Origin of the sequence: Sphingobacterium cavernae, from assembly GCF_008520265.1 — a bacterium.
In the GTDB taxonomy this organism is placed as follows: Bacteria; Bacteroidota; Bacteroidia; order Sphingobacteriales; family Sphingobacteriaceae; genus Sphingobacterium; species Sphingobacterium cavernae.
Window position 1 is genome coordinate 1 of sequence record NZ_VIQM01000078.1, and the last position, 15,298, is coordinate 15,298.

A 15,298-nucleotide genomic window follows, 5' to 3' on the forward strand; every position below is an offset into this window, starting at 1 on the left:
ACAGGTCATTCTTATTTAAACATTTTTCGAAAAAACATACTTTCTGGTCTGATGGTTATTTTGTTTGTTCAATAGGTGAAGCATCTCCTGATACTATTCGTGAGTATATTCTCAATCAGGGTTAGTCGCTTACATCCCACAGGCTAAACACCTGAGGGTTTTACGCTCCGTTTTATCAACACCCGAAAGTATATATTTACACTAATTACCTCTGTATGTAGAATAACCAAAAGGCGTAACAGTTATTGGAATATGATAATGCCCATTGCCTTTAATACTAAACACAACTTCAATAAACGGATATATACTATCGATATTTTTTTTCTTAAAATATGGATGTGTCTCAAAAACTAATTTATAAATACCGTCATTACCGGCTTTGGAAAAAGCCAACAACTCTTTAATTCTACCATTTTCATCAGTCTTTGAACCTTGAACATCTATCCATTTATCATTGCTCCATTTTTTTAATAATACTTTTACATCAGGTGCACCCTGCCCTGTAGATATATCTAATATGTGACTAGATAATTGAAATTTATCAACTTGAGCCTGAGCAACAAAACCGCTGATAACAAAAGAAAGTAAAATTATTATATTTTTCATAGTAAATTATTATGATACAACGGCTCAAATGTACAAATAAATACCTTAAATGAGAATTTTAGATTAAAAGCATACTTTAATATGGCATGTAATCTTCAAAAAGACCAACTTATTCTCTTTTTATGGACTAATTCTTCTCACCAAAATCTATTACATAATGCATAAAAATTTCAAATACAACATTTGGAAAATTCAATTTGAATAGTAAGGACTTTTTATACCTTTGAAAAAATATATGTTGTGAAAAAATTCTACAATCCTGCCCAGCTATTTTCTGGTAGTTTCATTTTGCTCATTTTAATAGGGACCGCGCTATTATACCACCCTATATCGCATACACAAAATATATCATTAATTGACGCAGCTTTCACGGCAACAAGTGCAGTTTGTGTTACGGGGCTAATAGTTGTAGATACCGCCAGTGCATTTACACCTGTGGGAAAAGTTATTATTATGTTACTTATACAAATGGGAGGGTTAGGAATATTAACTTTTGCATCTTATTTCGCGTACTTTTTCAAGGGGGGCTCCTCCTATGAAAATCAGCTTGCTAGTAAAGACATGGCAAATTCTCAAAAACTTGGAGAAGTATTTCTTTTGTTAAAACGTATAATTATAATTACATTCTCTATTGAAGCTTGGGGAGCTATTTTAATTTATTTTTTAACACCCGAATTTCAAACCCTAGGCTTCAAACAACACGTATTTTTCTGTATATTTCATTCCATTTCTTCGTTTTGTAATGCTGGATTTTCCACTCTCCCACTTGGTCTGGCTGAAAAATCAGTTTTATTTAATTATCCTTTTCAATTAATAATTCTCTCCTTATTTGTACTAGGCGGGCTAGGGTTTCCAATAGTTATCAATCTACTTCAATACTTAAAACATATAATTAATAGATTCATTAAAAGATATGCTCAAAATCAATATGCTTATAAGCCTTGGGTCATCAACATAAATAGTAAAATTAATCTAATAACGACACTAACTATAACTGGCTTGGCAACCTTGTTACTGTGGCTTCTAGAAAGAAACGGAGTACTGAGTGAACATAATACATTTGGACGATGGGTCACAGCTCTATTTACAGCTAGCACCCCACGCACTGCAGGATATAATAGCATAGACTTTGCAGAATTAAAGGTATCGAGCATTCTGTTTGTCATATTCTTGATGTGGATTGGGGCCTCCCCGAATTCAACAGGAGGAGGTATTAAGACAAGTACATTCGCTATAGCCCTATTAAACATCGTCACTTTAGTAAGAGGAAAAGAAAGATTGGAAATATTTAGTAGAGAAATAGCAGAAATAACCGTTAAAAGAGCATTTGCGACTATGACCCTCTCCCTATTTATAATTGGATTGTGTATATTTCTTATAAGCATATTTGATAATCAATTTAATATATTACAAATTGCTTTTGAATGCTTCTCAGCTTATAGTACTGTCGGTCTCACACTGGGAATTACCTTTAATCTTTCTACCGCTAGTAAAGCAGTGCTCATCATTTTGATGTTTATAGGAAGAGTTACAATGCTATCCATTATGATTGCCATTTTTAAAAAAGTAAAATTCACAAATTATCGATTTGCAGAAGAAGAACTAACTATAAATTAGAAATATGAAATTCATTATTATAGGTCTTGGAAATTTTGGCGCCTCATTAGCAATTAAATTAGCAGCGCAAGGAAATGAAGTTATAGGTGTCGATATTAAACTAAATCGCATAACTGCGCTTAAAGAACATATTACTCATACCGTTTCCATAGATGCAGCTGACCCCGTTGCGTTTAATTCACTTCCATTGAAAAATACAGATGTCGTAATAGTTGCAATTGGAGAAAATGAGGGAGCTAATATTATGGTTACCGCTCTTTGTAAAGAAGCCAAAGTTAAACGGCTAATTAGCCGGGCTGTTAATACCCTACATGAAAAAGTTCTTAGTGCAATTGGTGTCTCTGAAATAGTCCACCCTGAGGAAGAAACCGCGGAACGATGGTCAAAGAAATTATGTTTATCTGGTTTGGTCGACTCCTTCGAACTAAATGCAAACTATAGTATTGTTGAGGCAATCATTCCCAAGAAGTATTTTGGAAAATCTATTCAAGAGATAGGCTTTAGAGAGCGCTATGAAATACTCGTTTTAACAATATTGAAAAAAACAGAACGCGATTCACTTATCGGAAAAAGTCAAATCGTTACTACGGTCTTACATGGCATCCCAAAACCAGATACTATTTTACAAGAAGGTGAAATTATTGTCATTTACGGAAGTAATAAAAATATCAAAGAATTTTTGAAGCAGTAATATATCTTGCTGTTAACTATGCGTAAAAAACACATAAATAATACAATAAATTAGTACTTATATAGTTAATCAGTTTCAGCAAATCCAATTAAAGGGACAATAGTAATTATCCTTACTGATTTTAATATAATTAAAAATTACAAAATTGTTCGACTGTTTCGATTTAACACAAAAAATAAACTATAATAGATTGTGCAGCGAAACAGTCGAATATTTAATTGAGCATTTTATCAATTTCTCCAACGAGCTGCTCCTATTTCATTCAATTTCAAGTCTAAATTTCCAATTGTAAAATTACCTCCATTTGGATTTGTAAATTGAGGATTTAACAATGTGAAATTGCCTGTATCATTTTTCGCGTTTGATGCAGTACTACCCGTATAATTTGGCGAATTAAAATAGTTGTTTTGTTGCATCTGCGTAATCGTTGTAGCTGGCTGATTACTGTGCAATCCCAACGATTCAGATACTATATTTTTATTGAAATATATCTGATGCGAAGCCAATCGGATATACAACATCCTTCTGGAATTTCCATCTAATATTTTATGAAACGCATTTTGCTCGATATAAATTTTCGAAGTTATTCCAGGAAAATTAGTTGATCCTCCGGCGTCCATTCGGAATAAATCGCGTGCTAATGCAGAATTGTAAACTGTATTATTACGGAAGTACAATTCATCGGCTATACCATTACGGAAATCAATGAAATCTCCTCCTGAACATTCAATGTTATATATCAAATTGTTGCTGTATGTCACTTTAGATATACGTACTTTTTTATTTACATAAAGCAATCCTTTCACATAATTTCTAAATTCTGAATTTTCGATAGATAGTTCACCATACGCTGTGTTTAAGTCTTCATCATAAAAAATAGATTGATTTTGTGACGAATTGCCAGTACCATCCATAATCACATCTTTTATAGTCAAGCCTGCGCCAGCTTTTACTTTCAAAACAAGTCCTTTTAAGATTGGCTTATCTGCAGGTCTATAACCTTGGATAGAAATTGTTTTGTTTATTTCTACATCTTCATTTACAGTATATTCACCGGGTTCTAGTGCAATAATATCTCCATCTTGAAGAGTAGAAAGTGTACTTACGAAATCGTCAGAAGGGCCTATTTTGGTAACATTATCACCTAGCATAGTTGTAAACGATATAGTACCTCTAGTTTTTAAGCCATTTATCAAACGTGCGGTATAGGTAATATCGCTACCCAAACCTTCGATGAGGATAGCCCCCTCTGCAATATTTTGTGCTGTAACCGGAATAGATCTATTTCCTGGTGTTATTTCCACAGAAGTGGCAGGAAGGCCTGCTGGCCATCTTAGCAATGCTGAAGAGGACGTAATTTCGTTAGGATCAACTGCACGCAAAATCTGTTCTGTACCGGTAATAAAAGTAACTGTTGACCATTTGGACTCATTTATTTGTTCACCTAATGCCTGTACTTTTACAAGATATTCTGTTTCGCCATCCAAGCCGGCGACCGTGTAAGGGAGTTCATCCAGTTGTATATTTTCAATGCGCTTTACAGCAGTACCTGTTCCAGCTGGATTATCATAGAATTCGACCGTATAGGATGAAGCATTGTAAACTTTATTCCAATTCAATCGCACATTAGTGCGTTCGACCACTTGAGCCACTACATTCGTAGGAGACAATGCTCTATCTAAATGCAGTTCAGCTATTTCTTGAGTCAACTTACTATCACATGCCGACATCGTTGTTACAGACAACGCAATTGCCATTATACCGAATAATTTATTTCGTTTCATAATTCTTCGATTTATAGGTTTAAATGACTGTTGTTTAATTGAGAATTTGATCCTTCTATAAAGAACTGCCATATTGGCCAATATTGTTGTTTATTCGGATCTTTACCAGGATACACAAGCGCATCCCAATACGTTGTCTGATCACTAGAAGAAGACATTGTCCATACTTTATTTGCTGTATAGCCCAAAGAAGCTCCTTCTGCATCAGTATCGCCAAAATTTAGCCCATAGATTTCAACTTTTTCCCCTTCATTTTTATAATATATGCGAGTAGGCAAATTTGCATATGGACCTGTTCTATTCTCTAATTGTTGCAATTTTGTTTTAGCTTCGGCCAATTTGGTACCCAACAAATTCCAACGAATTAAATCTCCTTTGCGCAACATTTCACCCGTAAATTCTAGGGCACGCTGATCGACTAACGAGTTAAAAAATGCTGTTTTCGAGGCAGAGGCACTCGTTAATAAGGTAGATACTTTATTTGGACTGTGTGGAAATGCTCTGTCTAATATCATTTTTAAATATGGCGCTGCAGCCTGCGGTCCATCTAGCTCATTGATAGCTTCTGCAGCCATCAATATCACATCTGCATAACGCATGTACATCCAATTTAATCCATCATCATTCGTAGAAGTCACTCTGCGGTTCATCCATTCGTAACGATACTTTCCAAAATACATCCTACCCAAAGTGGTCGGCACCTGAAATCCTCCCGCATCAGCCGCATCAGATGCTGCCCTATCCCATTCGTAAGGTACTACAGACACCTCTCTGCGAACATCTTCGCGGTCATACTCGTACCAAATTAAAGGATTAGCGACAGTGGTACCTCCACGGTTTTGTCCAGTATATTTATTCGTCTTGGTATGGCGTACGCCTAAATCAAAAATTACACGTCCACGACCTTCACTAAACGGTATCTCCCACATGGATTCTCCTCCCGCTAGGAGGTTTTCACTATTGAATCTTTTAAATAATTCTTCAAAACCTAATAGTTTCAACGTATTACTTTGAATAATATCCAAACATTCTTGTTTCGCTAAAGCATACATTTTCTCTTTTGAAAGGTCAGGATCTGAAGTCAATCGCACTGTACCATCTAGTCGCTGTGCATAACCACCAGCGGCTAAAGCTAATCGAGCTCGTAGCCCTTTTGCAAAAGCTTTGCTCACTCTTTCTACAGAACGTGTAGCATTACTTTCATTCGGCCATGGCAATAAACCGGCTGCTTCATCCAAGTCGGCCAATAATTGTTTATAGATGACATCGCGATCCGCACGTGGAAGATAGGTTGTCTCCGTAGTAATTGGCTCAAATCGCGCCGGTACATCACCCCAACCCTTTATCAAATCATTATATAACACCGCACGTAATACCAGTACTTCACCTAATACCTGAGCCATGGCTGGATTGTTTTCAACATTGCCATAATTTCGTAGACCGCGAATAGCCATATTTGCACGCTCGATTCCTTCATAAAATTTAGCCCAAGCGTTATTATCTGTATTCATTTGATCATTCTCGACATTGGTATTGTAATTCCCTAAGCGAGACTTATCATCATTAATAGCCTTCAACGAACTATATACCTCTACATCCGTATTTGTTCCATAATACACGAGATACCTTCCTCTATAGGAGTTTGTTTCTCCAAAAGATTGTATAATACCTGGAATAACTCCTTCAGCAAGACTTGGAGTAGAAAATATCACAGATTCATCCAAAGAGGATTTGGTAGGTGCCTCTAAAATATCTTTACAACTCCAAGTTGTTAACGAGGCTGTTAATATTAAGCTAATTGTAATAATCTTTTTCATAATCAGTCAAATTAAGTCCTACTAGAAATTTACATTAAGTCCAACAAGGAAAGATTTACTTTTCGGATAGGCCGAATAATCTACTCCTGGAGTTAATGGTGTTTGACGACGTGTAGACACTTCTGGATCAAAACCAGAATAATTAGTAAGTAACCATAAATTGTAACCTGAAGCATATATGCGTAATGTCTGCATGCGCAAGCGTGCAGAAATATGCTTAGGTAAAGTATATCCTAATGTCAATGTAGACATACGTAAGAATGATCCATCTTCTACAGCCCAATCACTGAATACAAAAGACCGCATATACGGCGACCACATAGTCGTGTTGGCATTCATTTGCTCTAATTCAGCAGGATCATTACTGATTGTACCATCTGATCTCAAATTTGTCCAACGTTTACCTGAAGCCATTTCAGAAATCATATTACGTGAAAAATATTGGCTCGTACTCGTGTATTCAATCTTGTTAGCATTGTACACATCATTGCCATAAGACCAATTGAAATACGCTGCTAGGTCAAAATTATAGATGCGTGATGCCAAAGAAAAACCACCTGTGTGTGATGGATTCGCATTACCAATAATTCCACGATCTGCTACCGAAATCATGCCATCACCATTGATATCCTTTAATTTCATAGCTCCTGGACGCATCGTACCAACAACCTCTGCAGCCGTTGCAACACCCTCTTTTAGCTTCCATTGACTTGAAATATAACCCTCAAAATCAGACACTTCATAGCGACCATCACTTTGATAACCATACATTTGACCTAAAGGCGCACCAACTTCTACCAAATAGTCCATATTAATTGCCGTAGAGGCCCATCTTGACGTTCCAGGAATATTTTCAACAGCTCCTAAACTTAGAACTTCATTACGGTTGAAGGCAATATTCGCATTTACTGTTAAATCAAAATTTTGTTTACGAACAGCAGACCAGTTTAAAGAGAATTCCAAACCTTTGTTTTGCGTATTACCAATATTACGGTATTGGATATCATAGCCCGTACCTGCTACAGGATAAGCGATTAATAAATCTTCTGTTTTATTTAAATAGGCATCAATTGTACCGCTCAACCTGCTTTTGAATAAAGAGAAATCCAATCCTACGTTTCGCGTAGTAGTCGTTTCCCATTTTAAATCAGGATTTGCCATGGTTTTAGAGGCAGCCCAAAAGTTATTATACCCATTGACCCAAGTTGTGGTGGAGTTATTGAATGTTTGAACCAATAAACCCGAAGGAATTCTATTATTTCCCGCCGCACCATAACTCGCTCTAATTTTTAAATCACTCAACCAAGCTGCATCTTCCAAAAATTCCTCACCCGAAATTCGCCAAGCACCAGAAACTGACGGGAAAAATCCCCAACGATTTGCTGCTGAAAATTTCGACGAACCATCTGCTCTAAATGTTGCGCTCAATAAATATTTTTCTTTATATCCATAATTAGCACGTCCAAAAAATGACAATAATTTATCATCTGGAGCGAAATTATTGTCCACTGAATAAGGATTTCCTTGAGTGGTCAACTTACGAGCTTCATCAAATGAAAATGTCGATGGAAAACCATGCATTATATTGGTCAATACCTGATTTTGAATCATCAAGTACTCTTGACCTAATAACATATCCAAAGAATGATCTTTTGAGATCAACTTTTTGAAGTCATAGTTCAATGTGTTGGTGTTTCTCCAACCATTTCGATTCGTATTTGTCAACCACAAAGCTGGAAGATTCTGATTTTCACGTGCTGGCACATTGCGCACATAATATGTAGTCCCCCCGTAAAAGCGATCTTGGTCATTGCGGTAGCTATCGTAACCAAATTCACTTCTTAAACGTAAATTATCAACGATCTCATAAGTTAAAGCCGCATGCAAATTGTACGTTTTACGCTGAAAATATTGGTCATTGTCCGATATCGCAATCAATGGGCTGTACAAATTGAAATCATCATCTGTTTCAGTAGTAGTCGTCAAACCATTAACTGGAAATGGAGGATAAAGCATTGCATACTTAAGACGAGAGTCGGCAGAAGAAACTTCATTCTGCTCATTCATACCGCCTCCATTTACGCGCATATCTGAATAACGAAGTCCCAAGTCTAATGTCAGATTTTTATACAATTTGTGATTTAGCTTGAAATTGGCATTTTGACGTTGGTAATCGGACATTTGCATAATTGCTTTGTCCTTCACGAATGAATGACTCACACTGTATTTTGTCTTTTCTCCACCACCACTGAAGTTTATATTTTGGTTGTATGTGTTTCCGGTACGACCAAATACAATTTCTTGCCAATCATTCGGCTGTACGTTGGTATACAGATCGATGTCTTGAAAATTCCCGAAGTAATCTGTGTAATTATTTATCTTATTCGCTAATAGAGCCTGTTCATATTGCCAAGTCACATAATCCATTGGATCAAGTACATCAAGTTTGCTTGCAAGATTACGTACGCCTGTAAAAGCATTCAAACTAATGTTCGTTTTACCTGCTTTCCCACCCTTCGTGGTCACCAAGATTACACCATTTGCACCGCGAGAACCGTAAATCGCTGTAGAAGAAGCATCTTTTAAGATATCGATAGTTTCAATATCCTGAGGCGCTATGTCAGCAATAGAGTTGACTGGAAAACCATCAACAATATACAGTGGAGAGTTGTCCTGTGTGATAGAACCTCCACCACGTACACGCACAGTCAATTCTGCATCTGGTGAACCCTCTGTTGTTGAAATGTTCAATCCCGCTACACGGCCTTGAATAGCCTCCAAAGCCGAAGCTACTGGAGCAGCAGAAATAGTTTTGGCATCGACAGAAGATACAGCACCAGTTAGATCTTTACGCTTTACCGTACCGTAACCGATAACCACAACTTCTTCTAGATTTGCTTCATTACTTGTCATTCTGAATCTCAGGTTATTCTGACTACCAATTATCAATTCTTGGGTTAAATACCCCATCAGATTTACTACAATTACTTCATTCGAAGAATTAATCTGGATTTTGAATTTTCCTTCAGCATCTGTGCTTGATTTTCGACTCGTGCCTTTCACATTAATGGTCGCACCTGACAATGGATTGTTGTCTATATCCGTGACAACTCCATTTACGGATCGTTGCTGTGCAAAGGAGACTTGCCACATCAACACCAGCATGAGTACAGTAAACATTACCCTCATAATGAATAGATTTAAAATTGTGAGACAAAACTATTTTCACCAAAAGGGATCATTAGAATTGTCATAAAATGTTAATTAATTCTTGTATAAATGGTTATCACCTCCGAAGAGGATCACATAATATTTTTCATAGGTAAAAGAAAATATTATATACAATAATAAAGGAATATTGAGCTTCTAATGGCACGTTTTAGGCAAAAATTGCGCAAACGATACCGATATCGATTGCAGAAAAATTAATTAAATAAACGTCTTTATTACCTAGAAAAGGAGTATTTCTGATGAATTTGACGTCAAAACGAGATTTTTGGAATTATACTCGTATTACGGATTCTAGCATTTTGAGAGCTATAATTTATGCCTAATTCTAAAAGTTTAGGGTAGTACTTAATAAAAAAACTGATTGAATAATCATAAGACTCAGCTTTTGATAAAAAAATGAGACAATATATGTCTCATTTTTTTTCCTAAGAACCTTTACAGAGTTTTATCTTCTATAGTACTTTCGGGCGCATTTTCCATTACCGATTTAATACCATTATCTCTACCAGAACTTGATTCATACATTTGACTAGAACCAATTATTTGACCGTTAGATGCTTTAAGATTAAAATAATATTTATTGTTAGATGATTCTTTCTTTTCAAACCTTGCTTCTATTTGAGAATTTGTTTTTACAGATTCAACACCATTCATGCAACTCGCTTTCGAAGAATATCCTTCACTATTTAAGATAGTTTGGCCATTACCACCCTTCAAATTAAATTGATAATCTCCATTAGAACGTTTTTTGATTTCAAATTTTCCCATAATTTTTAGAATTAATTATTAAAACTGTTGTACTAATTATTGCTATTATATAAACTGTAAATTAATAAAAAAATTTCATCTAAAATAACTATAGCGATCTATTAGTCCTAATATCTGAGAAAATAGGTTTATATTTACCATAGCGGTTGAATGATTTTAGCGAACTAAATATAGGAATCCCTGCTATATAAAGCACAGCCATTTTTTTTCCTTATTTAGGACACTTCTGATAATTTATATTAAAATATCATTCAGCCATAAAAATCTGTTTTTAATTAAGTTAGTTTTACAACTATTTTGTAAAACTCATTAAGTCTGACTACATCTGTTGACAATATTGATTACTTAAATAATACTTAACTTTGCAATCGCAAACTTAAATCACCATGCAACAAGACATCACTACCTCTGCAGAAGACACCCTTTATGCTTCGCGTACACGGATACGAATAGCTGTTTCCCTCTTCTACTTTTGTCAAGGATTAGCATTCTCATCATGGGCAAGTCGCATTCCTACGCTAAAAGAAAATTTACAGTTGACCGAAGCACAATTAGGTACGATATTGTTGATGCTCCCTGTTGGACAATTAGTAACTATGGCACTATCAGGAAAACTCGTGACCAAATACGGTAGTGCAAATGTTTTACGCATTGTTGCTATTATATACGCCCTTATATTATGTACCATTGGGGTAGCAACCAATGCACTTCAATTAGCGGTTATTTTATTCACTTTCGGCGTTGTGGGAAATATGTGTAATATCGCGGTTAATACGCAGGGGATAGCAGCAGAAAAAATATTCCAAAAATCAATTATGTCTTCATTCCATGGCGCATGGAGTATTGCAGGATTTACGGGCGCACTAATTGGTTTGTTAACTATGAATATTGGTATTGATACGCTTCCTCATTTTATAATAATTCTATTTTTGATTATTGTAAATACATTACTCAACCACAAACACTTAGTTCAGGGTAAACCTGAGCAAAAAGAGAAAAGATCATTTTTTTCTAGACCCGAAAAATCGTTGGTACAATTGGGAATTATTGGCTTCTTCAGCATGGCAACCGAGGGAGCGATGTTTGACTGGAGTGGTGTATATTTCAAAGATATTGTAGGGGCTCCAGCCAACCTAGTTATTGTTGGATACGCTTCATTCATGATTATGATGGCAACAGGACGCTTTATTGGTGATTATGTAATAAGCCGACTTGGACGTAAAAGAACCTTACAAATTAGCGGCATCCTTATGTTTATAGGTCTGATGCTTTCAGTATTATTCCCACAATTTTGGCTATGCACATTTGCATTTATGTTAGTAGGAATTGGCGTAGCTTGTAATATCCCAACAGTATATAGCCTGGCCGGACAAAATAAGAAAATTCCATCGGGTGTAGCTCTTGCTATGGTTTCCAGCGTAAGTTATTTGGGGTTTCTACTTGGGCCTCCGTTAATTGGTTATATCGCTGAAATATTTAGCCTGCGCTATTCCTATGGCTTATTCGCTTTCTTTGGATTGTTGATGTTTTTGATGACAAGTAAGTTGAAGATTTTCCGAGAAACAGCAGATTAGCACAATCATTTATTGAATCAATTTTGAAAGTCAGCGCAACAATCCTCGCTCACTGTGATATCTATGAAAATACATACAATCCTATTTTAACTATATTTTTTTCTTGAAAAATTTACAAATTAGGTGTCATAAAATTTGCTCAGCTATAAACAAGACTTCTTTTTCACAGAGTTAATTAATAGGTTACGATGGTTGCGAAAAAATTGCTAGAATTTGTGTCTACCTTATATCTAAGTAAGTATAGTTATTAAATAACCTAAGAACACCATTTAATTATAAGGACAATTAAAAATATCTCATAAACTCCTGTAAATTTTCTCCAGTCTCGGAACTAATTCCTCCCCATCACAAATATCTTAAAAAAATATCGCAGAAATCTCAACTTAAGAATAATTAAAGCTCTAGAGGCTCAGTGAGGCTATAAGTTGTTTTTGCAACCGATATTTTGTATATTGCAAAAACACAAAGATATTACGATTAATAATATTTCTGTTATCAATTTAATTAAGCCCTGAATAAAGGTCTTTTCTTCTTTAAGAGTTTGCACTCTTTCAAAAATGCCTTCGAGCCTTGATTAAGGCTTGCGGATCAAATATTGATTCTTAATAGTTTAATCCTCCCTTCTTATAACATAAGAACGGGAATAAATTTTTATGTATATATGACAAATTTTAAAGTTGGGATTATTGGTGCAGGCCCTAGTGGACTTGCTATGCTAAGGGCCTTTGAGTCAGAGCAGAAAAAAGGTAATCCCGTTCCAGAAATTAAATGTTTTGAAAAACAAGACAATTGGGGCGGTATGTGGAACTATACTTGGCGTACCGGCGTAGGTAAATATGGTGAACCACTGCATGGTAGTATGTATAAATATCTTTGGTCCAATGGCCCCAAAGAATGTTTGGAGTTTGCCGACTATAGTTTTACCGAACACTTTGGCCAACCTATATCCTCTTTCCCACCACGTGAAGTTCTTTTCGATTATATTCAAGGGAGAATAAAAAAAAGTATCGCTCGAGAATATATTCAATTCAATACAGTAGCACGATGGGTAGATTACTTAGAAGATAAAAAACAGTTTCGCGTTATCTTTGATGATTTAGTTAAAAACAAAACTTTTGAGGAAATATTCGATTACCTAGTCGTGGGAACTGGGCACTTTTCAACGCCAAATCTACCTTATTTTAAAGGTATAGAAAATTTTCCTGGGGCTGTCATGCACGCTCACGATTTTAGAGGAGCCGATCAATTTATTGATCAAAAAGTTTTGTTGATAGGCAGTAGTTATTCGGCAGAGGATATTGGTGTACAATGTTACAAACACGGAGCTAAATCAATTACTATTTCTTACCGAACGAGCTCTATAGGCTCTAAATGGCCTAAAGGAATAAAAGAGAAAGAATTAGTAACTCATTTTGAGGGAAGCACTGCCTTCTTTAAAGACGGTCACGCCGAAGACTTTGATGCTGTAATTTTTTGTACTGGCTATCAGCACAAACTTCCATTCTTACCCGATAATCTGAGATTGAAATCTAAAAATTGCTTATACCCTAATCACTTATACAAAGGTATAATCTTTAATGATAATGAGCGATTAATTTACTTAGGTATGCAAGATCAATATTACACCTTCAATATGTTTGATACACAAGCTTGGTTCGCCCGTGATTATATGCTGGGAAGAGTTTCGTTACCTTCTAAAGAGGAGCGTACTGCTGATATTAATAAATGGATGGCCTATGAAAAATCAACTGTCACAGGTGCCGATCATGTGGATTTTCAAACAGATTATATTAAAGAGTTAATAGCTCTGACAGATTATCCGCCGTTCGATCTGGATAAAGTAGCCGATATGTTTAAGCAGTGGCTGCATGACAAAGAGGTGAATATTCTCAACTATCGTGACCAAGTCTTTACTTCTGTTGTGGACGGCACAGAAGCGTCTATTCACCACACCCCATGGATGAAAGAAATGGATGACAGTTTAGAACGCTATCTGGAAGAAGTAACAGCAGAAGATGAGGAAATAACAAAAGTAAGTAACTATTGAAGTTTTAGACGTCAAATCCTATAATATTAAAAATAGTCCAATTGTTTAATTACGATTGGACTATTTTTGATTTTCCCCAATCTTTAGCCGCCATGTCCCCTACCTTTATCTTATCATGAAATAACACTTAGGTCTCTACCCTTATACTTCATCAGGTAATCAGTCGTTTTCAGCTTACTGACAGAATAGACTAACTCTAAACATATTGCCCTGTAATCAAACATGTATTTCATAGGGCTATACATCGTGCTACCTTACATAATAAAGCTTGATAGCAGCTTGCTTTTATTTACTTAACAAATCATTGGATTCACTGCGTTTATTATTTTCCTGTTTCCAAATGTGGTGCGTCTACTGGCTTTGATTGTGGAGAGCCTTTTGCCGCAAAAAAATCGTTAGTGATACAATTGAAGCCACTGAAAGGAATTCACTCTGCCAATTTTGAAAAGTTTCGAACCAAAAAGTAGGCTCACCAAGAAATTCGCCTAATCCTATCGAAGATTTGCCTTCCAAAGCGTCTTCTTCCATTTTCCCACGATAGCTCCCATATAGATGTAAACCCCACGAAATAAGGAATAATCCTATATATGCTAAAGAAAGAAAATGTAGATCACGCGTGGATCTTATATCAAGAGTATAGACCTATTGGCTGTAAGGCTAAAGAGTACATGTATGCCAAATAATATTTTTAGCAGATTTAATTTTCGGGGCAATTCCCCATTTCATAGTATTTAAACCCGGAATATGCATTAGCTATAAACGAGTTTAGGAGGTAGGTTTTCAATTTTGGAGAAAAAGCCATCCATCCATTATCTTCTTTTTGTAGGCAATGCATATTCCGGGATAAACCATCGACGCAGGCGACCAGGATATCTTCTACACCACGCTGTTTCAGATCGGTCAGTACCGACAGCCAGAACTTAGCGCCTTCATTTTCTGAAAGATAGATACCGATAAGGTCTTTTCGACCATCTCGGTTCACTCGAAGTATATTGTATACTGCACGGGTCTGGACGCTGCCATTGTCTTTAACTTTATAACCTGAATTCGATAATTAAAAAGCGTACAATTGGTTAGTTTTTACCGTTTGATATTTGATTGAAGGTTTCTTAGGGAAGAAACTGTATGCTGCTAATCCAGCTAAGATATTTACGATAAAGTTG

General features: G+C 35.9%; 11 protein-coding genes and 2 pseudogenes. 5 read left to right on the forward strand and 8 right to left on the reverse strand.

Annotation, left to right across the window (positions count from 1 at the left end; all coding sequences use genetic code 11):
• Nucleotides 1-125, forward strand: a 125-nt coding sequence (locus tag FLS47_RS14925; RefSeq protein WP_188347450.1) for a transposase, incomplete at its 5' end; no start/stop codon positions are given.
• A 76-nt stretch (nt 126-201) separates the two neighbouring features.
• On the opposite strand, the gene uraH is transcribed toward FLS47_RS14925, so the two are convergent.
• Nucleotides 202-606, reverse strand: coding sequence for a hydroxyisourate hydrolase (gene uraH, locus FLS47_RS14930; RefSeq protein WP_149915149.1), 405 nt, complete (start codon nt 604-606; stop codon nt 202-204).
• Nucleotides 607-846: 240 nt separating this feature from the next.
• On the opposite strand from uraH, the gene FLS47_RS14935 reads away from it, so the two are divergent.
• A complete protein-coding gene (locus FLS47_RS14935; protein WP_223225332.1) occupies nt 847-2,223 on the forward strand; it encodes a TrkH family potassium uptake protein in 1,377 nt (458 codons plus the stop codon).
• A gap of 4 nt (nt 2,224-2,227) precedes the next feature.
• Nucleotides 2,228-2,914: a potassium channel family protein gene (locus tag FLS47_RS14940; protein ID WP_149915151.1), complete on the forward strand. Its 687-nt coding sequence runs from the start codon at nt 2,228-2,230 to the stop codon at nt 2,912-2,914.
• Nucleotides 2,915-3,144: 230 nt separating this feature from the next.
• Here the strand turns inward: FLS47_RS14940 and FLS47_RS14945 are convergent, their stop codons facing one another.
• The 4 genes from FLS47_RS14945 to FLS47_RS14960 all read right to left on the reverse strand — a co-directional run bounded on the left by FLS47_RS14945 (nt 3,145) and on the right by FLS47_RS14960 (nt 10,514).
• A complete protein-coding gene (locus tag FLS47_RS14945; protein WP_188347451.1) occupies nt 3,145-4,698 on the reverse strand; it encodes a DUF4957 domain-containing protein in 1,554 nt (517 codons plus the stop codon).
• 11 nt (nt 4,699-4,709) lie between these two features.
• Entirely contained in the window at nt 4,710-6,515 is a 1,806-nt protein-coding gene (locus tag FLS47_RS14950; protein ID WP_149915153.1) for a RagB/SusD family nutrient uptake outer membrane protein, read from the reverse strand.
• A 21-nt stretch (nt 6,516-6,536) separates the two neighbouring features.
• Nucleotides 6,537-9,704, reverse strand: coding sequence for a SusC/RagA family TonB-linked outer membrane protein (locus FLS47_RS14955; RefSeq protein WP_223225333.1), 3,168 nt, complete (start codon nt 9,702-9,704; stop codon nt 6,537-6,539).
• Nucleotides 9,705-10,181: 477 nt separating this feature from the next.
• A complete protein-coding gene (locus tag FLS47_RS14960; protein WP_149915154.1) occupies nt 10,182-10,514 on the reverse strand; it encodes a YegP family protein in 333 nt (110 codons plus the stop codon).
• Nucleotides 10,515-10,900: 386 nt separating this feature from the next.
• Here FLS47_RS14960 and FLS47_RS14965 point away from each other — a divergent pair, with 386 nt between their 5' ends.
• Together FLS47_RS14965 and FLS47_RS14970 are read left to right on the forward strand one after the other, a co-directional pair.
• A complete protein-coding gene (locus tag FLS47_RS14965; protein WP_149915155.1) occupies nt 10,901-12,088 on the forward strand; it encodes an MFS transporter in 1,188 nt (395 codons plus the stop codon).
• A 661-nt stretch (nt 12,089-12,749) separates the two neighbouring features.
• Nucleotides 12,750-14,135, forward strand: coding sequence for an NAD(P)-binding domain-containing protein (locus tag FLS47_RS14970; RefSeq protein WP_149915156.1), 1,386 nt, complete (start codon nt 12,750-12,752; stop codon nt 14,133-14,135).
• Nucleotides 14,136-14,486: 351 nt separating this feature from the next.
• Here FLS47_RS14970 and FLS47_RS18895 read toward each other — a convergent pair whose 3' ends face one another.
• From FLS47_RS18895 to FLS47_RS19165, 3 genes and pseudogenes are all read right to left on the reverse strand, one after another.
• The gene (locus tag FLS47_RS18895) at nt 14,487-14,762 is read right to left on the reverse strand and encodes a DUF6766 family protein (protein ID WP_317131691.1); all 276 of its coding nucleotides are present in this window, start codon (nt 14,760-14,762) and stop codon (nt 14,487-14,489) included.
• Between the two features lie 217 nt (nt 14,763-14,979).
• Nucleotides 14,980-15,174 (reverse strand): annotated as a pseudogene (locus tag FLS47_RS14975) (transposase); the annotation flags it as partial.
• 15 nt (nt 15,175-15,189) lie between these two features.
• A pseudogene (locus tag FLS47_RS19165) lies at nt 15,190-15,298 on the reverse strand (IS982 family transposase); the annotation flags it as partial.